The following is a 25,925-nucleotide window of genomic DNA, read 5'->3' as shown; positions in this document are numbered from 1 at the left end:
GTGAACCATTGATTTTTTGACGAAAAATTACTCTTCTTCCTTAGCAGCCTTTTTCTTAGCCTTAGGTTTCTTTTTTTCCTCTGATGGCGCTGGTTCGGGTTCTGGATTTGCTTCCTTGAGCGCCTTTTCCTCATCCTTCCGCTTCTGAATCTTATTCAGCAAAATGGCTGCCTTGATCATGAAGTCATCATGCACTTCGGTGTACTCGTTAAAGACCATCAGCAGGCGTGCCGCATCAAAGGCCGCGGTACCTGGGACAATCTGCCGGGCAGCAATCGGGTGCAACCAGTACTCGAGATTATTAGAGCGCAGGTACGAGCGATCGGTATGAAAGTCGATCACCTTCGCCAGTTTGTTGAGGCTGAAGAGGTAGTCGGTTTCCCGGTTCAGGTCCTTCTGGATGTCGATGATGTTGACGTAACTGAAGTCGACGCCGGAACGCTCACAAAGAAAAATATCCCGACGACCATCAAAGACGATAAGGTCATCAAAACGGTATTTGCGCAGGTTTTTCAGCAAAAAGTTCCGAACGGCCATTTTAGTGGACCGCAGATTACGGAATGCATACTGCAGTTCTTCTTCTTCAAGGCGGAAGTCTTCTTCGTAGCGGAACCGACGGTTGCTGCGCATGTTGAGCACTTCCCGCACCCGGCGGGTTGTGTGGCCAAGTTCGTCCGTCTCGGCGTAAACATCTACGATGTCTACGTTAGCCTGATTGATCCAGCTTTCGAGGAAGATTTTGTTAGAGCCCCGCTCAAAGACGAGCAGTGCGATTTCACTGATGGCGTAAAAATTTGGGTAGCCTCCGTAGATGTTCCCATATTTCAATTCTAGAAAGGCGATGTTCTCGTTCACGGTTTGAGGTTAATTTCAATTATAAATGTTCCCGGTATTCTTAAATAGGGCTGACGCTAAGACTGTGGCACAAGGTAGGTAATCTGTCGTTAAGTGCTTGTTAGGAAATTCTGTCATCGGCCGAAACAGACCGTTTTTGTTCTGAATTCCCTGACGATTACTAATAAAGACGACTTGTTCCTGTAAAGGTTGACCTCATGGCCATAATTCAATATTAAAACGTCCATCCCTGTAGATTTCACGCCCGTCGGCGTAAATAATTCCCCCTTGCTTCATATCGGCGATCATGTCCCAATGCACGGTGCTTTCGTTCTTACCACCAGCCTGGGCGTAGCTCTGTCCGATAGCCATGTGCACGGTACCGCCGATCTTCTCATCAAAAAGGATGTTTTTACTGAACCGGTCGATAGTGTAATTAGTTCCTACAGCTGCTTCGCCAAAACGGCGGGTACCCGGGATATCGAAGGTTTCATCCAGTACTTCCTGACCGCTTTCGGCGTGCCATTCGATGATCTCTCCATTTTTCACCTTCAAGGTTACGCCCTGTACTGTTTGCCCATTACGGATAGCGGGATAATCAAAGAAAATGTACCCGTTTGCAGAGTCTTCCTCCGGGCTGGTGTACACTTCACCACTTGGCATGTTCGTCTGCCCGTCACTATTGATCCAGGTGCGTCCGTTGGTGGTAAAGGTGATGTCCGTTTTCGTGTTCACGTAGCGGAAAGTAGTACAACTGTTGAGGTGGTCCACTACGGCCTGCTGCCGACTTCGAACCTCCAGCCATGCAGCTTTGGGGTCCGGCTGATCAATCTTAGTGGCTTTGGCCACAAATGCGGTATACTCTTCCAGGCTCATTCCTGCCTCTTCAGCTAATGCGGTACACGGAAAAACGCAAAGGCTTCGTTTGAGGCGACGATCGGCCGTTCGTTCAAAGTACGTTTTCATCACCGGCTTCATGGCCGCCCGCTGGGCGGCTTGCTGGGCCGGAGATGCTGGCGGGGAGCGCAGATTAAAGGGGGCACGGATATTTATGTAGGCTTCGAAGTCCTCGATGGCCTTACGATAAAGGGTGGGCACATAGCCGAATTGATCTTCGCTGCCTAGTTCCCGCATGGCAGCTCCGTCTCCCTGAACCGACAGGGCATACTCCAAATGGCCACCGGCCTTGAGTACCTCACGGCGTATTTCAGCTACCAGGGGGGCTGCTTGAGTTGTGGAATTTACGAACAACCGTTCACCTGGTTGTAAGCTCACACAATAGTTGACGAGCAGCCGGGCGTAGGCATTTAGTTGGGATGGTTTCATGTATGGGCGGTTATCAGTTAGGGAGCCCGAAAAAGGGAAAATAAAAATCGGCTTAAGACAAAAGTGCAAAAAAGGGGGCTGCAATCATAACCCTCCACCAACAAACCGGATAAATAGCTGTCTGTGGGTTTAATTTTACCCCCTAACCGAATACTCTATGGGCAACCTTAGGGTACACTAAGCCTAACTTCACCTCCACAAAAAATGCTTATGCTCCGTATCCAAATCTTGCTCTTTACCTTCTTCCTTTGCACCTGCGTCCTCGCCCAATCACCAATGGCAGAAACACTGAAAAATAACCTAGCTTACGTCTGCCCTCCCTGCAATAGTGTTTGTGACGAATTGAAGTTTGGGGAGGCAGGAAAATGTCCGCACTGCTCCATGACGCTGGTTCACCAAGACTCGTTGGAGCCTCAGCCTGAAGCCCCTACTACTATCGCCTTCTACCTCCAATCCGGTGTAGAAGTCCTGGACTTTGCCGGCCCACTGGAAGTACTCACCTACGCCGGTTTTAAAGTCTTCACCGTTTCGAAGAGCCTGGATCCGATCATTTCCCAAGGTGTATTGAAGGTCCTCCCTGATTACAGCCTGGAGGATGCTCCCGAAGCCGACATCATCGCCGTATTTGGAGGTAACGGATTCAACACCAGCCAGGATACCGCCGTCACCAACTGGATTCGCCATCAGGAGAACACCCAACTACATTTCTCCGTCTGTACCGGTGCCCTTATCCTCGCAGAAGCCGGCATACTGGACGGTAAAACCGCTACCACCTTCCACAACACACTGGACTACCTGGAAGAAAGCTATCCAAAAATTAAGGTGCTACGTGATGTTCGCTACGTCGATAATGGCAACGTAATCTCCACGGCAGGCATCAGTGCCGGCATTGACGGTGCCCTTCACCTGGTAGCAAAACTCAAAGGGTATAATGCTGCCCGGGCTACGGCCTATAATATGGAATACGACAACTGGCAACCGGCAGACGGGCTATTGTTGTCGTCTGACGATCCGTACCGCCAGATTCCTGCGGAAGCAGTATTGTCTGAGTACGTAGGTATTTATGAGCACTGGAACTTACCGGAATTACAAATCCGGTACAACGCACGCGACAGGGGATTGGAGGCCATCTTTCGGGAATTACGCTTTCCTCTTTATTTCGAAGCGAAGGACGTATTCAAGGATGTGGGAGGTGACACAGTCACCTTTGAGCGGAGTGCAGATGGGCGGGTAATTGGTTATCGTCGCTCCTACGAGCCTGATCGCTTGATGAAGCGGCTATAACGTGTGCGATCAGCGTTCCCGCAAAAACTTTACCCGGTCAAGATTTCTGCTCAGTATCCGTTCGTAGCTCGCGGGCATCAGGCGGGTGATCTTGTCGATAAAGCGGGCGTCAGCACCGATGGGGATTCGGTTTTTACCTCGTTCGATTCCGTTGATGATAACGGCCGCAGCCTCGGCAGCCGTTGTTTTAGCGTTCTTATCGAATGTTTTGACGAACCGCGCATTAGCGGCATCATCGCCGCCTTCAGCGTTACGGGCGATGTTGGTTTTGATGCCACCAGGATGTACGCATACTACCTGCAAGCCCGTTCCCCGCATTTCCACCCGGAGTGTTTCCGTGAACCCACGTACGCCGAATTTACTGACATTGTAAGGCGCCTGCCCTGGAAAACCCATCAGACCAAAAACGCTGCTGATATTGACCAGGCAGCTTTCTGGCTGTTCCCGAAGGTGGGGCATAAAAGCAAGCGAGCCGTAGATAACGCCCCACAAATTAACGCGAATCACTTTTTCGTAGTCCTCGATCTCGCTGTGAATTATGGGATTAATCGCCAGGGTAAAACCAGCATTATTAACCACCACGTCTATCCGGCCCAATGCCTTCCTTGCGCTGGCAGCAAAGTTCTCCACGGCAGTACGATCACCAACATCGAAGGCTTCCATATAGCCACGCGATTCTTCCGGTATAATGTCCCATGTCTCGGCCAATGTTTCTTCTTTGAGGTCGTTCAGGGCAAGGATTGCCCCTTTGGCGGCAAATTGCATGGCTAATTCCTGGCCTATGCCGGAACCGGCTCCGGTGATCACGATTACCTTATTTTTGAAATCTTGCATGGTCGCAGCTTTAGCGCTAATTGTTTGAGCAAAGGCCAACAACCGATCAGGCGCAGCCAGAGAAGCACAGGTGCAATAAAGGGTTTTTTGACCAGCAATGTTTCGGAAACCTGATTTTCCTTGATTATTTCGGATCGACGAATACGCGGATGCCAACCTCTATTGTAGCCTGCCAGGGGCGGACAGCGGTAAATTCCTTCCGGCTCATTGACAACAGGTGGTACTGCAATACCGGCATAGCGTACATCCCGACACTATCATTGAAATGGTAATCAAAACCACCTCCCAGGCGGCCGACTACCGTCGAATTTCGGAAAGAATCGATGGTGTCATAGTCTTTCGTTGTTTCTGTAAAAACGGTTTTTATTGCTGTGCCCCCATATTTGCTCAGGCCAACCCCTCCTTCCACAAACGGACGCCAAAGGCCCCGCGCAGGAATTTCGTGACGTAGTGCAATAACCCCCTCTACGTTCAGGTGCCGGTTCCTTGTTCGCCAATCTTCCTCCGGTTCTCCCGAAGGTTGGTTAGGGTCAAACCCTCCAGAACCATCGTGTTGGGTTCCCCAACGAAGATTGTCGAACCTTAGCCTTTCGCCATATTGACTGAACTGCAAACTGGTACGCAACAAGGTTCGCTGCCCCACTAGGATACTGGCCCCAAAACCGAAGCGACTTGCTATGACCGGGCCAGATTTGAAGAGGCCACTCTCCATGCCTGTGGGTGTCCCAGAAATTCCGGTCCCTCCGAACACTTCAAAAGAGCCGTAGCATTGCGCTCCAATCATTAATGGGAAAAAGAAAAAACATAGCGTGAGGTATTTCATGAGAATGAGTTTAGGGTAAAGCTTAAGGTCTCAGCTGCGACTTATGACATTCGCTCCTCCGCGTGCTCCGCGCATTGAAAGCTGAAAGCCCTAAGGCGCCCCTAACGAAATCGATCGTTTTGGGCTTGCAGCCAAAACCTCAGGCTGTTTCTTCTGATCAGACCGAAAAACCGGTCTATTCCGCACATGTACCCTGAATTTTAACATTTCGTTTCGACTTCCCGCCCGTTCAGGCGTTGCTTCTCCATGACCATCCTAGATCTCCTGCGTCGGCACCCCCGCTATCTGACTTTCGGTTTCCTGCACTTCTTTTTCAGTGCCGTGGGCCAAACCTTTTTCATCAGCCTTTTCGTAGCCGACATGACGGCAAGGATGGCCTGGGGCGATGGTACTTTTGCTGGAATTTACTCCGGGGTCACCCTGGCGGCGGCCTTTGCTTTGCCGTTCATTGGCACCCAGGTAGACCGCCTCAAGGTCCGCTACGTCAGTACCGTCACTGCAATTGCGCTCATCTTCGGCTCGGTCACCCTTGGCCTTACCTCCAATATTTACGGATTGGTGGCGGCGCTACTTGTTGTCAGGTTGGGCGGTCAGGGGGTGATGACGTTGATTGGGTCAACGGTCATTGGCCGGTATTTCAACGAAGGGCGGGGTAAAGCACTTTCCGCTTCCATCATTGGTATTTCCGTTGCGGAAGTCGTTTTACCTCCGGCCGTAGTATGGCTCATGGTACGTCATGGTTACACCACCGTCTGGTTGGTCGCTGCAGCCGTCTTGCTGGTCGTCTTCATACCGGCCATCTGGCTCCTCATTCGGCGAAACGATAACTTTCAGCGAGCGGATACCGTAGCGGCAGAGCACCTTGTCACTGCTTCCGATAAAACCGAACAAGTATCGTGGACACGATCGCAGGTACTACACGACCGCAGGTTTCAATTGCTTATTCCTGCTTTCGTTTTCATTCCTTTCGTGTTTACCGGGCTAGTTTTCAACCAGTCATTTATTGCCGTCGAACGCGGCTACACTGCCACGTGGATGGCCTTGGGCCTGAGTGCCTATGGCCTGAGCAAGGTTTTTTGTCTACTCTCTGCCGGTGGCATCTCCGACCGTTTCGGACCGGGGCGGATGCTCCGGTTCGTTTACCTCCCCGTATTATTGGGCCTGCTGTGCCTTACGGTCATCGAAGGGAAGTACTCCATTCCGGTATTCTTTGTGCTCACGGGCATTACTGCGGGGATGGAATCCGTCATTTGGCCCTCACTTTGGGCCGACCGGTACGGGCCACGGTTCCTGGGCAGCATCAAAAGTACCGTCCGTTTTCTTGTGGTACTGGCCTCGGCTTCAGCACCAGTTATTTTTAGTTTCGGGCTGGGGTTTGGCATCCAAAACCTATTGATTGGCCTTATCGGCTACGGTTTATTATGTGTAGTATTGGTTTGGGTGGAGTATGGATTACGGGAGTGACTTTTGGGCGCGGACGCGGGTGCGGGGGTACGGTAAAAGAGAAGGCGGGGAAGCACTTGATGAATGCGGCGGGGTTGGTGTACTTCCGAAAAGTGCAGGGTGTACTTCCGTAGAAGTACGGGTTACTACAGCATTCAAAGTACTTTCAGCAAGTCCCATCCTCGTACTTCCGTAGAAGTACGGGCTACTACAAGAGTCAAAGCACTTTCTAAAAAAGTGCCATCCTACCCACTCCCAGCCCCCCCTTGCCCGAGTCCTGCACCTGCGACCGCGCAAAAAAATACGGCACCTCCAGCTCTGGAGCCGGATGGTGCCGTCGAACCTACTTCACAAAATTCTTTATCGCTCATCGCGCTAATCCCGTGGCTGCTCCCTGATGAGGAGTGCTTCAAGGCGGGCCAAACGAGTCTCGAGGCTATTGATTTTCGTTGCCTGCTGATCGATTATTTCTTGCTGCTCCTGCACTGCCTTAAGGGCAATGACGCTAAAGCCGGCGTAGTTAACCCCATACAGTTTATCTTCTTTGGAGTACGACACCAGTTCAGGAAAGATCGGAAGTACCTCCTGGGCCAGGAAACCAATAGTAGTTTCTTGCTCTTGGCTTGACTTGTATTCATAGGTGGTTGGGCGTAACAGGCGTACCTTATCCATTACTGAGCCAATTACGGCAACGTTGGTTTTCAGGGTTTCATCAGAAGACTGGGTGTAAGCACCTGTGTTCGCATTAATAAAGCCGCGTAGCGAGCCACCGTAATGAAAACGAAGGGCAAAACCGTGGGTAACGTCCCAATCCTGATTCGCCGTATTATCACTGAAGCGAAGGCCGGTGCCTACCGTTTGGCTACGTTGGTGAACGTGCAGACGAGCGGTTGGCGTACCGTTGATGCCGACCTCACCGTCTCCAGTGATCGTCATCCGATCCGCAGCGCCGGAAGCGTTGCGGAAATAGAAGTTAAGGCGAGCCGAGGAGGTCGTTGCGGAAGGCAAGCCGGCCACATGCCAGAAGGCACCACCGGCAGCATTATTCGTCAGCTCCAGGCGGGCATAATCGTTACCCACTTCTTCCAGTTTCAGCTGCGGTTTAAAAATGGTACTGTTGGCCAGTACGTGGGACCAGGCGCTGACACTGCTAATGCTTCCTACCTGAAATTCTCCATCCTGCCGGAACCGGAACCGGGTGATATAAGTGTTGGAGCCGCTGGGCTTGGACCGCAGCTGAAGGTCCGAGCCCGTACCAATGGTACTGAATGACCAGCGGGCGCCGGTGCCAGGATAGCCGATTTCAAGATTTCCGAGGTTGGATTGTACGAGCAGGTTTCCTCCTACGTGCATTTTCTCCTCCGGCTCATCGATACCGATACCAACGTTGCCCCGTCCAGTAGTGAGGGCTGCAACTCCAGAGGAGGTAGTGTAAAAGTGGCCACCAACGCCGCCGCCAAAGCCGTAGCCCTGTACGCCTACCCCTTCCGCAGAATTAGAGACGCCCTGCACCCCGGCATAGAAGCTGTTCTCCGAACGACCGTATACTCCATGAGCAAGTGTCGAAAAGCCCATCACCCCAGCCCGGTTACCCGGGATTGTTGAGGAACCCGTTGATCCCACTAGACCGAAACTGGCGTTGGTACTAATATTATGGACATGGAAGGCACCGCCGGATGGTTCTGACACCTCGTCGAAGTAGGGCAGGTCCAATGTAGTACTGCCACCGCCAGGCAGGTTAACGTTGCCGCCACCGTTGCTTAAACTCAGGTTGTTACCGGAGAGGCTAAGGGTCTGGATTTCGTTGGTAGGGTCGGCATCGGCGTCGTCCACTTGGTCCTGGAAAGCGCCGCCGCCGTTAGACAAGGTAACGGTGGGACCGACCTTAGTAAGTGTTTGCAGTTCGTTGTTAGGGTCTGCGTCGGCATCGTCCACTTCATCAGTGAAAGAACCACCACCGTCGGAAAGGGTCACGGTACTGCCTGCCTTAGTTATGGTCTGAATTTCGTTCGTCGGGTCAGCATCCGCATCGGTACCACCGCTGGGGAGTGTTACGGTACCGCCGCCGTCGCTCAGGCTTAATTCATTGGTGCCTGCATTAAAGCTGAGGCTCTGTAATTCGTTGGTCGCATCGGCATCCGCATCGTCCGTATCAATTGCAGAAATTAGTGGCGTAAGGTCCAGTGAGCCCCCGCCGTTGGAAAGACTAATGGTGGAGCCAGAAAGGGTAATGGTCTGAATTTCGTTCATCGGATCCGCATCAGCATCAGTGCCGCCGGAGGGGATGGTAATGGTGTTACCACCGCTAATGGTGAGTTCGTTGGTGGCTACGTTAAAGGTTAGGGTTTGGTTGTCCGTGCCGCCACCGCCAGAAGGAATTGTAACCGTACCGCCGCCATCGCTCAGAGAAAGCTGGTCTCCGGAAATGGTAATGGTCTGGATTTCATTCGTTGGGTCAGCATCCGCATCGGTGCCACCACTGGGAATAGTAATGGAGTTACCCCCGGCAATGCTTAATTCGTTGGTGGCAATGTTGAAACTGAGGTTCTGAATTTCATTTGTTGGATCAGCATCCGCATCATCAACGCCGTCCTGGAGGACGGAAAGGTCTACGGCGTTTCCGCCTTCGATACTGAGGGTCGTGCCGGATAGCGAAATGGTTTGGTCATCCGTTCCACCACCACCGCCGCCAATTTGCAGGGTTACGGAGTTACCGTCCGTTAGCGTTAACGTTTGTGTGACGGGGTCGTAGATCAGATTTTGTAATTCATCGGTGGGGTCACCGCCATTGCCAGACCCGCTCTCCTTGGCGTAGAGCGCATAGGGGACAGAGAGGAGTTGACTGGCCCCCAGGTTAACGTAGCTGTCACCACCCATCGGGTCGATGTCGATTTTGAGGAAGTAGCTGTCTGTTCCCCAGTCGATCGTGTTGATGTCGCCAGAGAGGGCACTACCATTACCGATGTGGAGGTCGAATACACCAAGGTCGGTGGTCGTTACCTCGTGGCGTTCTGAATAATCTACGGCACCGGAAGGACCGCCGCGCAGTAAACTGACGCGTACGGCTATATTGTCGGTAGCCATTACGTCATTGGCCGCATCACGGGCTACCGCCTGAAAGCGAAAACCACTGGGTGCCTGGGCGTAAAGCCCCGCACTGGTTAGGAAGAGTAAGAATAAGAGGATAGCGTGTCTCATGGATAATATATTTGGGATGATGTCTTTCCCTTTCATGCCAGGTGGACCCCATGCGTTACACTTTTCGCGAAAAATGTTTAACCCGGCAAAAAACCTTGCCATTAACCTTTCCTCGCACCTGCGGCCCCGCCTCCCAGGCAGTATCAAGACCAATAAAAAGCCCCCCCGAACCAATGTCCGGAGGGCCTTCAAACGTGTTTCGCAATTGAAATTTCGAGGGATTAGAGATTTGTGTTGAGACTATTAATTTTTATTATCTCCGGATTACCCGCAAGCTTTTCAATGGCCGCCCCTCCCGCAGGATCGTAAAAAAGTAGGTGCCTGAAGGGTAGGTTGCCAACGAAACTTCCGCGCGTTCCAGGGGCAGTACGCGCTCCACTAAGTGTCGGCCAAGTAGATCGGTCACCCTTAGTTGATCATCGTGTTTCCAGTCTCCCCTGAGGTTGACTAAATCGGCAGTAGGATTAGGGAACACCGTAATGTCCAGGTTTATCTCGGGGGAAGACCACACGGAAGTACTCAATAATTCGTAGATGCCGTGGTGAAATCCACGTTCGAGAATAAGACCGTTCGTCGTCCGGTCAATCGCGATTTCACCGACGGTAAAGTGGATGTTTCCTACGTTAACCGCAGAGAAGTAGCTGCCGGCGGAACCGACCACACTACGACTCAATTCCTGAGCGGTAAGAACCGAACTCAGGACAAAGGCGAAATAAATCACCAAGCCAGCCCGGAGCATTTTTTTCAGGGCGCGGACGCGGGTGCGGGGGGAGGTATAAAGAAGCATGGGTTGATAATCTTTGGGATGATAAAAATAAATAAATGGTTAGCGCATGAGGGTGATTTGCCCCCGAACCAACTGGCTGGTGCCGTCGGTGTAGCGGAGGGTGGCGGAATAAATGTAGGTGCCCGGAGGTAAAGGCTGCGTTCCGTCGGTGCCATCCCATCCAGCCTCAGAAGGTGGTAGTTCTGTTGTTTGCTGTTGGAACCGGATGCCGCCCCAGCGGTCAGCAATTTGGAGGCCAACTACGGCCTCCGTACGGGGTCCGGCAAATATTTGCCACCGGTCGTTATGATCGTCGCCATTGGGGCTGAAGGCCGTAGGAGCAAAAAAGCGCCGGTTGTCTTTTACAAATACCATAGTACTGTCGGTCACCGAACAGCCCCCAACTGCAATTGCTTCTACCTTGAACTGAGTATCGGCCATCGGGAAAGCCATTGGGTTGGGGCAGTCGTCGCAGGAAAGAAACGAAGTACCGTTCCAACGGTATTCAACTACTTCAAAATCGGTCGTCAAGGAAAGGGGTAAAGAGTCTCCTCGTTCTATGGTGGTTTCAGGCGGCAACGATGAAGTAATATTGAGTGGGGGAGGTTCCGTTAAGGAAGCAGAACCCGTCACGTTACAGCCATCGGCGTTTTCCACCATCAGTTCATAGTTGCCCGCGGGGAGATTCGTAAAGATGGTGTCCTGCTGGAAACTTTGTCCACCGTCGATGGAATACAACAGATCGGTATCACCGGAGGCGACAAGTGCTAAGGTACCCGAGCTACCGCCCGGGCAGGCCGGGGAGGTGGGGTTTGCCTGCTCAATTACCAGTTCTGTTACCGCCAGGTTGTGGCTTAGTTCCAGGGTACAACCGTTGAAGTCGGTCAGGGTAAGGGTGTAAGTTCCGGGGGCGGAGACTGGCGCATCGTCGCCGTCATTCCCCGTACTCCAGGCGTAGGAAGCGAACGCGCCGTTAACCTCTAAGCTGGCATTGTTGCCAGCGCAGATCCGATCAGGGCCGGAGATGACCGGCCGGGTGGCAAAGGCAACGGAGACTTCGTAGGTCTCACTGCTGTCGCACCCCGCTACGGTCATGAAATGCTCCGTGAAGGTCGTATCTGCCAAAATGCTACGCCCTCGAAATTGCTCTCCAAGGCAAAGGTCGATGAGGTAAAGTTCTTCGTAGGCAGGTAGTATGTTAAGGAATGTACTGACGATGCTGTCGCAAGTACCGTCTGCAGTTTTCAGTACCGTACGATGGTTCCCGCCGGTTGTTAGTGGCGTTGAGCCCACAAAAACGGTATCTCCCTGGCAGCGGGTGAGCCCCTGGCTAAAGGAGGGAATAACGACCGAAAGTCGGGTGGCGGAGGTCGTCTGCCGGCAGGCAGCATCGGCCAGGCAAGCCGGACTGAGGGCATACGCAAGGCGATAACTGATGCCGGAGGCGGGGCTGTTGATTGTTAATGTAGCGTCACCAGTTCCTGTAGCATTCCAGCTTGTTCCACCATCAAAGCTGCGCTCCCACTGGTAGAGGTAGACCTGACCATCCGTCAACGGACTCATGAAGGTGAAAGGACCTTCGGTGCATACTGTGGTCGTCGGCGGGAAGTCCTGCCCAGCGAGAACGCCGGAAAGCAAGGAACAAAACCAGAAAAGGATGGACCACCTGAGCATGGGCAAGGGATGTTTGTTCTTTGATGTCCGTTCCACGGGCAGATGTTACACTTATGTCGTGATAATTTTCGCGCCACCGTATTATCTTACGGCATGGCGGAGTACAAAAATCAATCAGAACCGGAGACAGGGGGTTTGAAGAACTGGCTGGACAATCTCCAGCAGGAAAGCTGGCAGCTGGAGCTCATCATCAGCGGTGTGGTCATCTTCCTGATGTTGGGCGCCTACGGGCCCATCATGGATGTTCAGCCCTTACTTGCCAAGAACTATCTGACGGGAGGGGGGCTTTTTGTCGTTGTTGCCGGAGGATATTTTATTTTCATCATCGCCTACTACGCTCTCCTCATCATTTTCATCATCCACCTGGTCCTGAGAGGCTTCTGGATTGGAGCCATCGGCCTGCGTTCCGTTTCCGGAGATTTTGACTACGATGTACTCGACTATCAGCCAAAATTCAACAGTTGGCTCCACAGCCAGTTGGGGTCTTTTGATGATTATATCGAACGCCTGGAGGTGCAGTGCAGCGTAGCCTTCTCCTTTGCTTTTCTTATTTTCTTCAGTGTGCTTAGTGTGGGCGCGTTCACCCTGGTAATAGCAGGAGCTACATTTGGCATGGCCACCATCTTAGGTGCCAACAATCCAGACGCGGCCTCCTGGAAGAAGGCGGTTGTTGCGGGGACCAACCTCTTCAGCTTATTTTTGGGCGTCATTTACCTGATTGATTTCACCAGCCTCGGCTGGTTCAAAAAGAAGCGTTGGTTACAACGCATCTACTTCCCATTTTACCGGTTGATGGGCTGGATTACGCTGGCGCGGTTCTACCGGCCCTTCTACTATAATATGATCGACCACCCTTTTGGTCGGAAGCTGGTGAAGCGGCTGTGGCTGATCATTTTCGGGACCATGCTGGCGACCTCGGTGACCATCATCCGGAATCCTTTTTACCCTACCAGCAAGACGATTAACAGCGTAGTTAATGAAGCCGTCTATCTCGACAATGTAGCCGTTGAAGAAATAAGTCATTCCCTCCCCAGCCTGGCCAGTCGGTACGCGGAACGGGATTACCTGGAGATTTTCGTCCCCTACCTGGGTGTACAAAACGATCGCACCATTATCCATTTATTCCCGGATTTAGCTCCGGCACTGAAGGGAAGTTTTGCTATCGACGGGCCGATAAATATGTGGAGTGCCCGCAACCGGTCCGTCAACAATGACAGCTTGCTGGTGGCCCAGCGGGCCATTCACCGGCTTTACCTTAACGACAGTTTACTGGCAGACGTACCGTGGCAATTTTATGAGCATCCTGTGCGGGAGCAACAGGGCCTATTGTACGATCTTCCGGTCTATGACCTGCCGCGGGGCCGGTACACCTTGCGTTTTGAGGAGTACACGCTGTCTTACCCAGATAGTCTGTACTGGGATAAAAAGGCCGAAATTCTGTTTGTGCGTTGAGTCGTAAAAAGGAAGGTGCTTTCGGGGCGGGGCCGCAGGTGCAAGGGAAGGTTAAGGGCATTGAAGGTTTAGGTATGCTCCCTGCGCTTAAAGTACCTTACCTTGCACCCGCGTCCGCGCCACAAAAGTGAACCTTTAGCAAAGGCTTACCTTTACATCTAAGGAAAGTAATTCCACCAACAACATCACCATCCAAAATTTACCACGATGACTCATCAACTCTACGACTTCGGCATGATCGGCCTAGGCGTCATGGGGCGTAATTTCCTCCTCAATGTAGCCGATGACGGCTTTGCAGCATTAGGTACCGACATCAACGAAGAATCCGTAAAAGCGCTGAATGAAGAAGGCGAAGGGATGAACGTGAAAGGGGTGCACACCCAGAAAGAATTTGTCAGCCTGCTGAGCAAACCCCGGAAAATAATGCTCCTGGTTCCAGCCGGTAAGATCGTGGACAAAGTCATTGAAGGACTGTTGCCTCTACTGGATGAAGACGACATCATCATCGACGGTGGAAACAGTCATTATGACGATACCAACCGCCGCTATGAGTTCCTGAAAACAAAAAATATCCGCTTCTTGGGAACGGGCGTTTCCGGGGGTGCGGAAGGTGCCCGCCGTGGGCCCAGTATTATGCCTGGCGGTGATAAGTCTGCCTGGGAGGTCGTCAAGCCCATCCTGGAAACCGTTGCCGCAAAAGTAGACGGTGATCCCTGTGTCACTTACATCGGCGAAAGCAGCTCTGGTCACTACGTAAAGACCGTGCACAACGGCATTGAGTACGGCCTCATGCAACTGATCGCCGAAGCTTACGACATCCTAAAGCGCGTCGGTGGCATGAGTAACGACGAAATGAGCGCACTCTTTGACAAGTGGAACAAGGGCCGCCTCAACAGCTATCTGGTCGAGATCAGCGCCGACATTCTCAAACAACGCGATGATGAACTGGACGGTCATCTTCTCGACGTTATCCTCGACAAAGCAAAGCAAAAAGGTACCGGTAAGTGGACCAGCCAAACGGCGATGGACCTCGGCGTTCCAACCCCAACCATCGATTCGGCGGTTACCATGCGCGGTATTTCCGCGTTTAAGGAATTCCGTCAGGACATGTCTACGCTTTACAATGTTGTACATCCCCATGAAGTCCTGCTGAAGGGAGACGGACTGGCCAAAGCAGTAGAGCAAAGCTTGTATTTCAGCTTCGTCATCTGTTATGCCCAGGGCATGCACCTGTTGGCAGAGGCCAGCGAGGAACTCAACTACGACCTGGACATGGAAGGTATTGCACGGATCTGGCGTGGTGGCTGTATCATCCGCGCTTCCCTTCTGGAGCAAATCCGCGGTGCATTCAGCAACCATCCGAAGCTCAAGAACATGATTTCCACCCGTCAATTTCGGGACGAATTGCACGGTTGCCGCGAGGCCATTGTAGAAGTTATGCACCTCACTAATGAACGGGGCATTTCCACCATGTGCATGGCTTCCGCGCTCCAGTACTTCGATGCTTTCCGCTCAGAACGCCTCCCGCTGAACATGGTACAGGCCCAGCGGGATTACTTCGGTTCGCACACCTACGAGCGTATCGACCAGAAAGGAACTTTCCATACTAAATGGGATAAGTAGGCTAAAGCTTACGTGTTGCAAGCAAGGCAAAGAATCTTATCAATGGCTACCCGACGAAGCCACAATGAGACAATGCTGCCAGACCTCACTTACGTGTAGGTACAATTAATTTTACAAAAACCTGTTTTTCAACTAACAACTATTGGCCAGAAGCGTTATAGTACCTGTTATAACCAACTAGGCCAGGATTAAACACAGTCTCCTGGCCAATAAATTCAAGTAATATGAAACGCTTTTTTGCACTAATTGCTATTTCCTCTCTTTTTGTCGCCTGTGGCGGCCCAGAAGGTACTGCCGTTGAATCTATGGATGCCGTAGACGCCGCTGCTGAAACTACCACCGAGCTGGTAGCCTCCGCTCAGTACAACGTTGACCCTGCTGCAAGCATCGTCAACTGGGAAGGAGCGAAGATCGCTTACGGCCACGTTGGTACCGTACCGGTTACAACTGGCCAATTGATGGTCGCGAATGACAACATCGTAGGTGGTAAGTTTTCTATCGACCTGCGCAAGATGGAGAATACCGACATCCCGGAAGCCGAGAAGAAGGCCAAGCTGATTGGTCACCTGCAGAGCCCTGACTTTTTCGATACCGAAAAGTACCCAATGGCCGAGTTCACCATTACCCAGGTACAACCTGCTGAGGCTGATTCGGGCCACACCCACAACATCACCGGTAACCTGATGATGAAAGGCCAGGAACGCAGCATCACTATTCCAGCTATGGTTAGCATGGAAGGTGGCATGCTGAAGGCTTCCACGCCTAAGTTCACCATCGACCGCACCGAATGGGGCGTGAACTACAACAACAGTGGCATTGCTGGTATCATTAAGGATGACATCATCAATGACAACCTCGGTCTCCAGATCGAGCTTGTTGCTGGCAAGTAAGTGAATTAAGTATCGTCTTAAGAGACGATCGTTAGCCCTCGAATATCTTCTTCATTGCCTTGTGCAGGAGTGGATGTTCGGGGGCTTTTTTATTGTGGCCAAAGGCTACCTCACCCGTTCGTAGACTAAGGTTTGCCCCAGGAAGGTTTCAAAATTGCCAAAAAAGTGGGCGTAGAGGACGCGTTCGGGAAAGATGTTGCGCGGCCGGAAGGCGCGCAGCAGCCGCGCGTCGTCTGCCTGGCCGGTAAGCAGTTGCTGCATCAGCTCACACTCTTCGACTTTATTGCAGTTGTACACCTCCTCGCAACAGGCCGGGAGGCCGAAAGGAGTAGTCATACTCTTGTAGTAGCGGCTGAAATACGTTTCGTGGAGGATGGCGTAATCCCAGTCAATGTCCATAAAGAAACGGGTACGACGCAGGTTTTTATGCTGGACATAGCCGGAAACGGCGACTTTAGCGTCGGCGGGGAGTTCGTTGTTCACGAACTCGCGCATGGCGTAGCGGGAATCAAACCAGTGGTTACTCTGGCCCACGACGGCAAAAGCCAGGGTGTAGGCAAGGACTGCCGCAGGCAGCCACGGGCGGTTTTTAAACCATTGCAGGCCGTAAGCCGCCAGCAAACACACTGCCGGCATAAAGATGTTGACCCGGCGAATGAAGGCAGTATCCACCGACCAGCGAACGAGGAACTCCGTGGCTAACCAGCCGAAGAGGTAAAGCAGGAGCCAACGACGAGGCTTCGCCCAACCCTGCTTTTCAGTTTCTTCATTTGCTCCTGCGTCCCCGCCCCGAAAAAGCTTGCGCAAGCCATACAATGCAAGACCAAAAACGGGTAAGCCGATACCTGCAATGACGCCGGCAGGGTAAACAATGAGGTTGTCCCGAAAGTGGTCATCAACCGGAACGCCTTCCCGGTTGAGCTTGCTCAGGGTTCGGAAGGTCGACTGAATATTGTTCCACGACCAGCCGTAGACGAAGGAGGCGATGAAGCCAGCCACCAAGGCGATCCCGAGCACCACGTACCACCAGGAAATGCGGCGGGTGATGGCGAGATAGAGGAGAAAAAGTCCGCCCCAGGCAAAGGGCAACACGTCAAATTTAAAAGCCATGGCTCCGGCGGTACCCAGCGCCAATAAGAGTAGGCTGACGATGTCTCGTTTGTCGTCTGCCGCTGAGCGGGCAAATCGAATACTGCCTAAAACAGCCAGGTAGCTCCAGAAAATATAACCGGAAGCTGGCAGGCAATAATGGCTGTAAGTAGCGTTGACGTCGCAAGCCGCCATTAACAGGGCGGCTACGCCGGCCATGGGAGGACTCAGGCCGCTGGCGCGGCCCATAGCCCAGACCACAACGATCAATAATAAAGAGAATACGGTGGACAGCTGACGGCCAAGTAAAATAAAATCGTGGTACCCTGGCGGCCGGTCGGCCAGCGAATACCAGCCGTAAGCTACGTAGGCCATGAGGTGACCGTAGCCACGGACGTTCCAGGGCGGGTTTTTATAATCACCGATGTCCGGACCACTTTGCAGGTCATTGTAGCGGGTGATGGCGATGTGGACATGCTGGCCCTCATCTGGCTCGAAGGTTACCCAGTCGTCCTTCATGTCTTGAGTAAACCACCCCGGTACGCGCAGCGCCAGGCCCAGGAACAGCGCCAACGGTAATAACCAGCGGGTGGAAAATGGCAGTTGCATCAGAGGCCGTTGAAATAGGTCTCCAGGTAAGCCCAGTGCTCCCGCCAATTACGCAGGATCAGGATCAGGCCAAGCAAAATTGCGAAGAACAGGATTTGCTTGGCCCGGCGACCGGCGGCGTCGTTGCGCTCGCGGCGGCTTTTGTAGCTGTGGCGGGTGGATTGTTTTGGCATTTGGCAAAGGTAAAGTTTGATGGGGGAACCATCGTACTCAATCAATATCCGCAAACGCACTTTCCGTTTAGAAAGGGCGCGAACGCAGGTACAAGTTAAATGGATGGGCAAGCTTCGACCAGACATGCTCACAGATCGAAGCTAAGGGTGGTATATTCCCTCCTTCACCCATTCTTTTATTCACTCATTCACCATGCCCATCATCCTCCAGGGAATCAACTGGGACGAAAAGTCCTCTTACCAACAAGGCCCGGCGAAGGCACCGGCGCTCATTCGGGAAGCCCTGCATTCCGGCTCCATGAACCTCTCCTCAGAACTGGGAGTGGAACTGGGCAGCCTTGGCCTTACCGATGCCGGTGATTTTCCGATCACGGATTACTTCAGCATTGAAGGGATTACCGCCAGGCACCTGGCGGGTGGCAATAAAGTGTTTACGCTGGGGGGAGATCATTCCATCACTTACCAGATCATCAAGGCACACGCGGCACATTATCCCAAGCTAGATATTCTGCAGATCGATGCGCACAGCGACTTGTACGACGAATTTGAGGGTGATAAATACTCCCACGCCTGCCCCTTTGCCCGAATTATGGAAAGCGGGCTGGCCGTACGTTTGGTACAAGTTGGCATCCGAACCCTGAACCCGCACCAGGCAGCACAGGCAGAACGGTTCGGCGTCGAAATCCATGAGATGCGGAACCTGGACCTGAAGGCCATTCCGAAGTTCAATAACCCGCTGTACCTGACGCTTGACCTCGACGGGATTGACCCGGCCTTTGCGCCGGGGGTGTCTCATCATGAGCCGGGTGGATTAACCTCACGGGAAGTCATCTCCCTAATTCAGAACCTCGACGCCAACATCGTCGGTGCCGACATCGTGGAATACAACCCTGATCGGGACCACCAGGGGATGACGGCGTTTTTGGCGGCTAAACTGATGAAGGAAGTTTTGGGGCGGATGGGGAGTTAGGGTTTAGTTTTCAGTCGGCAGGATTCAGTTTTCAGTGGATGGTTAAAATGTCTGATAGGATACTAAGGCCGTGATCAGTATCATTTTACTTCCAACTTAACCCTACAACAAAATGCGAATTTACCTCCTCCTGATCCTGAGCATTGCTGCCGCTAACCTTGGTGCACAGCGTAATAAATCAGCCGGAAAAAATGGCTGGGAAATCAGTGCCAGTTTTTCACCAGATCTGGACAAAACGGTCATTACTGAAAACGCCCAGTTTGAATTTATCCCTGAGAATGTTCCGATCAGCCAACGGCCAAGATCAAGCTTCGATACGGTGATGATCGGGGGAGTTGACAGGCTGTTTAACCGTGGCGGTGCGACTGGTCTTAGGATCAAGCCAGCGGAGGCAGACTTCTGGTACGCAGCAAATGTGAAAGTACATCGTCGTTTGGCCGCATTCGATTTCGCTGGCGGGCTATACTACAGTAGTGGTGGCTACACTAGTCTTCCGACAGAAACAAATGAAGACTTCGGCGGGGTGGTTTCCTCTTCAACCACGGTATTGTATGAGGTAGCCGACGTCCGCTCGCAAAACATTGGCCTGGAAACATCCATGCATTACCACCTGCTCAAAAAGTTCCGGGTACATCCTTACGTAGGTGGTGGAGTATTACTGCTGCACAACCGGACGGAACGCCAGGTAAATAACCGGGTACACAGCGAAGACTTAAGCGTTTTACTTGATTCGCCGAATGCCGGCGTCAACCAGGTTAATAGTTCTTTTAATCTGGAACTGGTCGTCAGCCTGGGCGTGATTTATGAAGTAACCGAGCAATGGTCCGTTGCGCTGGAAGTGAATGGGCAGCATGATTTTGCCCGGGGTTTGGTGGGTTTACAGGTCAGGCGGATGCTGTAAGTAAAGACGTGTGTACGCTCTTGCCCAAAGGGCTCCGCACGGGGCTTCTCATTGCCCTTTCAACCTTTCCTTTGCACCCGCGCCCGCGCCAAATGCTTTATCTTGAGCAGACCAAAACCATCCATTATGCGTCTGCTACTACTCCTTTTCGCCCTTTCTCTTTCCTCTTTTTGCTTCGGCCAGGCCCGCTTCGCGGTGACCCTGCCAAAGAATATGGCGGATAAGCCGCTCGATGGCAGACTGCTGGTTTTGCTCTCCACTAATAACGACGCGGAACCAAGATTTCAAATCACCGACGGTGCAAATACGCAGATTGTGATCGGCGCTGACGTAGAAGACTGGCAGCCCGGAAAAAAGCAACTGGTGGGCTCAGCTGGCCACGACAGCTACCCCATCGCCAGCCCGGCCGAATTACCTGCCGGCACGTATTATGCACAAGTATTACTGCATATATACGAGACCTTCAACCGCGCCGACGGGCACGTAGTAAAACTCCCCATGGACCGCGGAGAAGGACAACAATGGAACCGCGCGCCCGGCAACCTGATCAGTACCCCGACTCAGGTGACCGTGAGTGGAAAACCTGGAGAAGTAATTGATTTGGCTTTCGACCAAGAGATTCCCGCCATCGAGCCAGCGAAGGATACCGAGTGGATTAAGCACATCAAGATCCGCTCTAAGCTATTGAGTGAGTTCTGGGGCCGCGATATGTACTTAGGTGCCCACGTGCTGCTGCCTAAAGACTGGGATAAGCACCCCGACGTAAAGTACCCGCTGGCCGTTAACCATGGGCATTTCCCGTCCGACTTCGGTGGTTTCCGCACGACCCCACCCGATGAGTCGATGCCCTGCGAATACAGCGCCCGTTTCGGTATGGCTTGCTACAACCGAACCGTTCAGCAGGAGGCGTACGATTTTTACAAAGCCTGGTCGGGTCCGAATTTCCCCCGCGTGATTGCCATCGAGATCCAACATGCCAACCAGTACTACGACGACAGCTACGCCGTAAATTCCGAAAACCTGGGGCCCTATGGAGATGCCATCACCTACGAGCTCATTCCCTACATCGAGGAAAAATTTCGAGGTATTGGAGAAGGCTGGGCACGTTTCCTCTACGGCGGAAGTACCGGTGGTTGGGAAGCCCTGGCCGCCCAGGTGCTTTACCCCGACGACTACGGCACCTGCTATGCCGCCTGCCCAGATCCGATCGACTTCCGGGCGTATACCGTCGTTAATCTCTACGAAGATGACTATGCCTACCACGTGGGTAATGGGTTCAAAAAAACGGACCGGCCCGGGCGGAGAGACAGCCTCGGCCACGTCTCCACCACCCTGCGCCAGATGAATATGCGGGAGAAAGCGCTGGGCAGCAAAAGCCGCAGCGGGCAGCAGTGGGACATCTGGGAAGCGGTGTACTCTCCAGTCGGTGATGATGGCTACCCGCAACGCATCTGGGACAAAACTACGGGCAAGATCAACCCAGCCGTAGCCAGCTACTGGAAAGAAAACTTTGACCTGGCCTGGATCATGAAACGCGATTGGGCTACCCTCGGGCCAAAATTGGCCGGCAAGGTCAATATTTACTGCGGAGACATGGATAATTATTATCTCAATAATGCGGTCTACCTCGCAGAGGAATTCCTGGAATCCACCACTACTCCTTACTACAACGGCGAAGTGGCTTACGGCGACCGTGCCGAGCACTGCTGGAACGGGGACCCGACTCAACCTAATGCCATCAGCCGGCTGCGGTACCACCGGATGTTTATCCCGAAGTGGGCTAAGACGGTGGGGGTGTTGGCGCCGGAGGGGGCGGATTTGAGTAGCTGGCGGTACTAAGGGGGGGATAAAGTAAGAAAGAGCTAAAGGAGGGAAAGGGTTAAATGGGAGCGAACCTCTTTCTGCTTATTGACCGCTCGGTTACTGATGGTAATACCTTTCATGTACTGCCACTCCATGATCTCGTGATTCCTTCGGGATCTATTGTAGAACGTTTTCGAAGCAATACCATTTTCGACTTTGACCTATCTCTCAACATAGGTCTGTCATATCAACTGTCAAAGACCCGGGCCCTTGGAGTGGAAGTTGATTCTCATGGTGATCAATTTGCCGGGCCATTCCGGTTACAGCTAAGGCGGCGAATTCAATCACAAAAAAAGGCGCTACCCACCGGATAGCGCCCTAATTATTTAGAATAATGACCGATAAAAGGGACCTTAAGCCAACGCAGTAATCCGCTTCCGCAGTTCCGTTTCAGAAGCCATGCCTTTCAGGCTGCTTTTGATCTTATTGCTTTCCATAAAGAACAAAGAAGGAATGCTCCTTACCTGAAACTTTTGTGCCAGGTCTCTCTGCTTATCAATATTGACTTTTACAATTTCCACCTTACCGGCAAATTCGTCCGCTAATTTCTCTACCGTTGGGAGCAGCGCCTGACAGGGGCCGCACCAGTCGGCATAAAAGTCAAGAACAAATGGTTTGCCACTGGCGACCAAGTCATTGAATTGCTTATTTGATTGAATAGCTTTCATCGTAATTGATTTTGAGGTTATTGATTACGTAAGCAAATTTAGGGATGGTTGCAGGCCATGACATACCAATACTTCCCGACGATGTATCAGTCTTTCCCTAAATCGGTGGACTACCGTAAATCCTATAGGTGGACTTGAATATCGCCGCCTACACTACTTAGTTTGCTGTCGTATCGCCTAATGTTTACTTCCCCAAAACACCCCTTTCTATGGCCAATCGCTTACAATTCGTCCCCTACACCCCCGCACACGCTAAAGCCTGGTTCGACCTCAACGAGGCCTGGATCAGCGAAAACTTCACGATGGAAGACTCCGACTATGCTTCTTTGCGGGACCCACAGGGATATTTTCTGGATCAAGATGGACATATCCTGATTGCGGAGTACGACGGTGAGCCCGTTGGCACAGGAGGACTGTTAAAAATGGAGCATAGCACTTACGACTACGAGTTGGCTAAAATGTGTATTTCACCCAAGGTTCAGGGGCGTGGCTTCGGCTTGCTGCTCGGCCAGGCTTTATTGCATCTCGCGAAAGAGCTGGGGGCAACTTCGGTATACCTGGAGAGCAACGATAAACTAGCTTCGGCCCTTCGGTTATATCAAAAACTTGGCTTTGAGGACGTTGACGGGAGAAATAGTCCGTATGCTCGCTGCAACGTTAAAATGGCCATCGCACTTTAGAGTATGTCTGAGTATTTGCCTGAAGTTTACCTTTTCACCTCCAACGTCGCTTGTAAATCTCCTAACACTCTCTTCATCTTCCGCTCAATGTACTTAAACGGCATCTCCTCATTTCCTGTGTAGATAAAAAGCAGAGAATATTGTTGTTCGGGCACAACGCCCTGTTCGGTGTGTGCTCCAATCAGGTGTTTGTGCAAACGATAAGCCTCTCGCATTCGACGCTTGATCAGGTTGCGGTCGACTGCTTTTTTGAACCGGCGTTTTGGGACGACGAAGGCCGCCTGAAAAGGGAAGGTTCCCCGCATTTCTTCCGTCTCCGCATAGGCCAGCCGAATGGGATAGGATTTGACCGCGCGCCCATCTCTGCCAAATAGCCGGCCGATCTCTTTGCGGGACTTCAGCCGCTCTTTATTATGGAATTTGTCAGACAAGAACAAAGTGTTTTAGCAGTAGACCTCAGAAGTAGAATAACGAGAGAGATAACTGTCCTAATAGACCAATAGACCAATAGACCAAAATACTAGTCAACTCCCTCATAAGCCGCCACCACCTTAGCCATCCGTTTAGAATTAGTGCCAAGGTCGCTGTGTCCCACCCGGCTCGCGCTGCGGTAATGGATCAACTTAGCCTCTTCGTCGAAGAGGAATTCCACATCATCAATGAAGGGAATTGGCCAGGTCTTGAAGGTATAATGCAGGTAGTTCTCCGACTCCGTTTTAAGCCTCGTCCGCTTCATGCCGTCTACGGCCTTTTTAAGACGAGCCTTCGCTTCGGCAAGGCTACCGGTATAGGCGATGGGGGCACGTTTCTTATCTGCCTGGTCCGTCTGGGTACTTACACAGTTGGGGCTTTGGGGGCATGGTTTGAGTTGATCGGGCATTTGGTCGTTAGCGTAAATTAGTTGATTAAGGGCTTGCTTGTCGGCAGCCATTAGGTCTTGTTTCAAGCTTAGGCTGGCCAGTACTTTGTCGTCGTCGATGCCACGTACTTCCGCGAGGAGTTCCGGTCCATCCGTTTTCCAGACATAATGGAGTAAACCGTAGTTCTTCACCCCGATCAAGGAACTGATTCGGTGGCTGTTCGGTTCATCCGCAGCTTCGTAAGAATGTGTCAAACCACTGGCGGTCACTTCATAAATGGGATAATTCCCTTCTTTCACCTCACTAATTTCAGCCAGGTGGCGGTCTCCGCTGAGCAGTAGCGGCATGTTTGGCTTGGTTGCCGCCAGTAAGGCAAGTAATCTCCGCCGGGCAGAAGGGAAATTCTCCCACTTCTCGTAGCCGTGCTCCTGGGGTAAAACCTGAATACTACTTGCGATCACGTGAGCCGCTGCGGGACTATCAGTCAGTTCTTGTTCCAGCCAGGCCCATTGCTCATTTCCCAGGATGTCCCCGGTTTCGTTCTTTCCATACCGGTGTCCTTTTTGTGTGGGTGGAACCACGGCGTCCCGAAAGTAACGCGTGTCCAAAAGTATGATTTTTACGCTTCGGTCTCCCTCCCCAACGGTATAACTCTGGTAGACGCCAGTGTGTTTTCGCACGGGATTTCCGGCCGGGACATCCAGAAAGTCCAGCAGTTGCTCCTTGGCTTTGTCCTTATGAGTCCACTCCTTACCGCCATCGTTAAGGCCGTAGTCGTGGTCATCCCAAATACCAAAAACCTGCGGGACATCACGCAGAAATGCCGTGTATTCAGGCGCATTTTTTTGTTGGTCGTAATCGGCCTTCATCCGGCCCATGTCATCGGTATCGGAATAAACATTATCGCCTAACCAGAGCCAGACGTCGGGTTGATGTTTGCCGATGGTGGGCCAGAAGTCCTGTGGACTTTTCTGCCGGTTACAACTACCAAAGGCGATGGTCAATACTTCTGGAGGAGCTGCATGCTCCATCTGTAGCACATCCGGGCGAACATCTTGGGAAACACCAGCCGTGTAAAATAAGAAAGCAACAAAGGCCAGGACTATGGCCAGAACAATTTTCAGGCTGGTCTTAAGCATAACGACGACGAACTAATTCGATGAATTCCCTGGCGGTTTCTTTTTTGCTCTCATCCGCCCATTCAAACCGGCGAGCCAGGCTGACCATTACTGGCTGAGCGGCAGCCATGGAACCTGATGAATTCAGGGTCCTCAGGGTGGTGTTCAACAGGTCATTATCGTCTCCAAACAGATCCTTACTGAACAGTACCCGGTTGTTGATCGTCAGAGATCGGGTAAGATCAGCTAAAGGCTGACGGCCGAAAGGACTGGCGAGATCGTCTTCAGAAAACAAGTCCCTTAAATCCGAACTAAGAGAGGTATTGATGGCCGGAGCTGGCGTTGGGGCCGACGCTGGTGGCGGCGGTGGAGGTGCTGGCTTAGGCGTCTCCACCACGGGTGCCGGTGGGGGCGGTGGTGGAGGTGTCGGCTTGGGCACTTCCACAACCGGAGGCGGAGGAGGCGCGGGCGCAGGAGCAGGGGGAGGTGTAGGAGCTGGCGGTGGAGCAGATGGTGGCGCAGCCACCACTTTTGCAGGAGCCTCACCATGCGTAGCGTATAGTTCATACAACTCTCGCAGGTACCCCAGCATCAGATCGCGTTCCATTGCGGAAAGTTTTCCTCCCGCATCCAACTGCAGGCTTTTATGTAAGGCATTGATACGACTGATGAGGCGATCGGAGGAAGACTGAGACATGAGTAGTTGGTATTTTGGTCTATTGGTAGTATTGGTCTGTTAGTCCGTTGAGCTTGTATTACATTTGGGCGAAGATACAGGAGTAGCTTGGTTCTTTTAACAATTACCATATCACCTATTTCAACAGACCACAATACCAACGAAGTAAAG

At 52.2% G+C, this 25,925-nt stretch carries 22 protein-coding genes; 9 read left to right on the top strand and 13 right to left on the bottom strand.

Annotation, left to right across the window (positions count from 1 at the left end; all coding sequences use genetic code 11):
• Positions 1-27: 27 nt before the first annotated feature.
• Together B036_RS0111000 and B036_RS0110995 are read right to left on the bottom strand one after the other, a co-directional pair.
• Positions 28-855, bottom strand: coding sequence for a hypothetical protein (locus B036_RS0111000; protein WP_020568770.1), 828 nt, complete (start codon positions 853-855; stop codon positions 28-30).
• 195 nt (positions 856-1,050) lie between these two features.
• Positions 1,051-2,160, bottom strand: coding sequence for an aminopeptidase (locus B036_RS0110995; protein ID WP_020568769.1), 1,110 nt, complete (start codon positions 2,158-2,160; stop codon positions 1,051-1,053).
• A gap of 210 nt (positions 2,161-2,370) precedes the next feature.
• Between B036_RS0110995 and B036_RS31955 the strand changes: the two genes are divergently transcribed.
• Positions 2,371-3,444, top strand: a complete 1,074-nt coding sequence (locus B036_RS31955; RefSeq protein WP_052333947.1) for a DJ-1/PfpI family protein — start codon at positions 2,371-2,373, stop codon at positions 3,442-3,444.
• A 9-nt stretch (positions 3,445-3,453) separates the two neighbouring features.
• Here the strand turns inward: B036_RS31955 and B036_RS28955 are convergent, their stop codons facing one another.
• Together B036_RS28955 and B036_RS0110980 are read right to left on the bottom strand one after the other, a co-directional pair.
• Positions 3,454-4,278 carry an SDR family NAD(P)-dependent oxidoreductase gene (locus tag B036_RS28955; protein WP_020568767.1) on the bottom strand — a complete coding sequence of 275 codons (825 nt, stop codon included), beginning with the start codon at positions 4,276-4,278 and terminating at the stop codon, positions 3,454-3,456.
• Positions 4,279-4,402: 124 nt separating this feature from the next.
• A complete protein-coding gene (locus tag B036_RS0110980; protein ID WP_020568766.1) occupies positions 4,403-5,101 on the bottom strand; it encodes a hypothetical protein in 699 nt (232 codons plus the stop codon).
• Positions 5,102-5,347: 246 nt separating this feature from the next.
• Between B036_RS0110980 and B036_RS0110975 the strand changes: the two genes are divergently transcribed.
• Positions 5,348-6,565, top strand: a complete 1,218-nt coding sequence (locus B036_RS0110975) for an MFS transporter (RefSeq protein ID WP_020568765.1) — start codon at positions 5,348-5,350, stop codon at positions 6,563-6,565.
• Positions 6,566-6,919: 354 nt separating this feature from the next.
• On the opposite strand, the gene B036_RS31950 is transcribed toward B036_RS0110975, so the two are convergent.
• From B036_RS31950 to B036_RS0110960, 3 genes are all read right to left on the bottom strand, one after another.
• Complete coding sequence (locus B036_RS31950; protein WP_052333946.1) at positions 6,920-9,742, bottom strand: tail fiber domain-containing protein; 2,823 nt, start codon at positions 9,740-9,742, stop codon at positions 6,920-6,922.
• Between the two features lie 253 nt (positions 9,743-9,995).
• Positions 9,996-10,529 carry a T9SS type A sorting domain-containing protein gene (locus tag B036_RS0110965; RefSeq protein ID WP_020568762.1) on the bottom strand — a complete coding sequence of 178 codons (534 nt, stop codon included), beginning with the start codon at positions 10,527-10,529 and terminating at the stop codon, positions 9,996-9,998.
• Between the two features lie 39 nt (positions 10,530-10,568).
• Positions 10,569-12,182 carry a T9SS type B sorting domain-containing protein gene (locus B036_RS0110960; RefSeq protein ID WP_020568761.1) on the bottom strand — a complete coding sequence of 538 codons (1,614 nt, stop codon included), beginning with the start codon at positions 12,180-12,182 and terminating at the stop codon, positions 10,569-10,571.
• Between the two features lie 42 nt (positions 12,183-12,224).
• On the opposite strand from B036_RS0110960, the gene B036_RS0110955 reads away from it, so the two are divergent.
• From B036_RS0110955 to B036_RS0110940, 3 genes are all read left to right on the top strand, one after another.
• A complete protein-coding gene (locus tag B036_RS0110955) occupies positions 12,225-13,634 on the top strand; it encodes a hypothetical protein (protein WP_157472126.1) in 1,410 nt (469 codons plus the stop codon).
• A 207-nt stretch (positions 13,635-13,841) separates the two neighbouring features.
• Complete coding sequence (gene gndA / locus B036_RS0110945; RefSeq protein WP_020568758.1) at positions 13,842-15,257, top strand: NADP-dependent phosphogluconate dehydrogenase; 1,416 nt, start codon at positions 13,842-13,844, stop codon at positions 15,255-15,257.
• Positions 15,258-15,481: 224 nt separating this feature from the next.
• Positions 15,482-16,147 (top strand): YceI family protein, encoded by a 666-nt coding sequence (locus B036_RS0110940; protein WP_020568757.1) that lies wholly within the window; start codon positions 15,482-15,484, stop codon positions 16,145-16,147.
• A gap of 105 nt (positions 16,148-16,252) precedes the next feature.
• On the opposite strand, the gene B036_RS0110935 is transcribed toward B036_RS0110940, so the two are convergent.
• Positions 16,253-17,845 carry a hypothetical protein gene (locus B036_RS0110935; RefSeq protein WP_020568756.1) on the bottom strand — a complete coding sequence of 531 codons (1,593 nt, stop codon included), beginning with the start codon at positions 17,843-17,845 and terminating at the stop codon, positions 16,253-16,255.
• Positions 17,845-18,018 (bottom strand): hypothetical protein, encoded by a 174-nt coding sequence (locus B036_RS33525; protein ID WP_157472125.1) that lies wholly within the window; start codon positions 18,016-18,018, stop codon positions 17,845-17,847. Before B036_RS33525 ends, B036_RS0110935 begins: the two co-directional genes overlap by 1 nt.
• Positions 18,019-18,211: 193 nt before the next feature.
• Between B036_RS33525 and speB the strand changes: the two genes are divergently transcribed.
• From speB to B036_RS0110915, 3 genes are all read left to right on the top strand, one after another.
• Complete coding sequence (gene speB, locus B036_RS0110925) at positions 18,212-18,988, top strand: agmatinase (protein WP_020568754.1); 777 nt, start codon at positions 18,212-18,214, stop codon at positions 18,986-18,988.
• Between the two features lie 112 nt (positions 18,989-19,100).
• A complete protein-coding gene (locus tag B036_RS0110920; protein ID WP_020568753.1) occupies positions 19,101-19,889 on the top strand; it encodes a hypothetical protein in 789 nt (262 codons plus the stop codon).
• A gap of 126 nt (positions 19,890-20,015) precedes the next feature.
• Positions 20,016-21,728: an alpha/beta hydrolase-fold protein gene (locus tag B036_RS0110915; protein WP_020568752.1), complete on the top strand. Its 1,713-nt coding sequence runs from the start codon at positions 20,016-20,018 to the stop codon at positions 21,726-21,728.
• Positions 21,729-22,105: 377 nt separating this feature from the next.
• Here B036_RS0110915 and trxA read toward each other — a convergent pair whose 3' ends face one another.
• On the bottom strand, positions 22,106-22,420 hold the full coding sequence (gene trxA, locus B036_RS0110910; protein ID WP_020568751.1) for a thioredoxin: 315 nt from the start codon (positions 22,418-22,420) through the stop codon (positions 22,106-22,108).
• Positions 22,421-22,629: 209 nt separating this feature from the next.
• On the opposite strand from trxA, the gene B036_RS28945 reads away from it, so the two are divergent.
• The gene (locus B036_RS28945) at positions 22,630-23,100 is read left to right on the top strand and encodes a GNAT family N-acetyltransferase (RefSeq protein WP_020568750.1); all 471 of its coding nucleotides are present in this window, start codon (positions 22,630-22,632) and stop codon (positions 23,098-23,100) included.
• Between the two features lie 26 nt (positions 23,101-23,126).
• Here B036_RS28945 and B036_RS0110900 read toward each other — a convergent pair whose 3' ends face one another.
• From B036_RS0110900 to B036_RS34100, 3 genes are all read right to left on the bottom strand, one after another.
• Positions 23,127-23,531 carry a ribonuclease P protein component gene (locus B036_RS0110900; protein ID WP_026231879.1) on the bottom strand — a complete coding sequence of 135 codons (405 nt, stop codon included), beginning with the start codon at positions 23,529-23,531 and terminating at the stop codon, positions 23,127-23,129.
• 89 nt (positions 23,532-23,620) lie between these two features.
• On the bottom strand, positions 23,621-25,099 hold the full coding sequence (locus tag B036_RS31945; protein WP_020568748.1) for a DUF1499 domain-containing protein: 1,479 nt from the start codon (positions 25,097-25,099) through the stop codon (positions 23,621-23,623).
• Positions 25,092-25,775, bottom strand: coding sequence for a hypothetical protein (locus B036_RS34100; protein WP_157472124.1), 684 nt, complete (start codon positions 25,773-25,775; stop codon positions 25,092-25,094). The genes B036_RS31945 and B036_RS34100 overlap by 8 nt, the downstream gene beginning before the upstream one ends.
• Positions 25,776-25,925 lie beyond the last annotated feature (150 nt).

The organism is Neolewinella persica DSM 23188 (assembly GCF_000373105.1).
Classification (GTDB): domain Bacteria; phylum Bacteroidota; class Bacteroidia; order Chitinophagales; family Saprospiraceae; genus Neolewinella; species Neolewinella persica.
The sequence above is the reverse complement of the archived record's forward strand: the minus strand, read 5'-3'. Positions and strand labels throughout refer to the sequence as shown.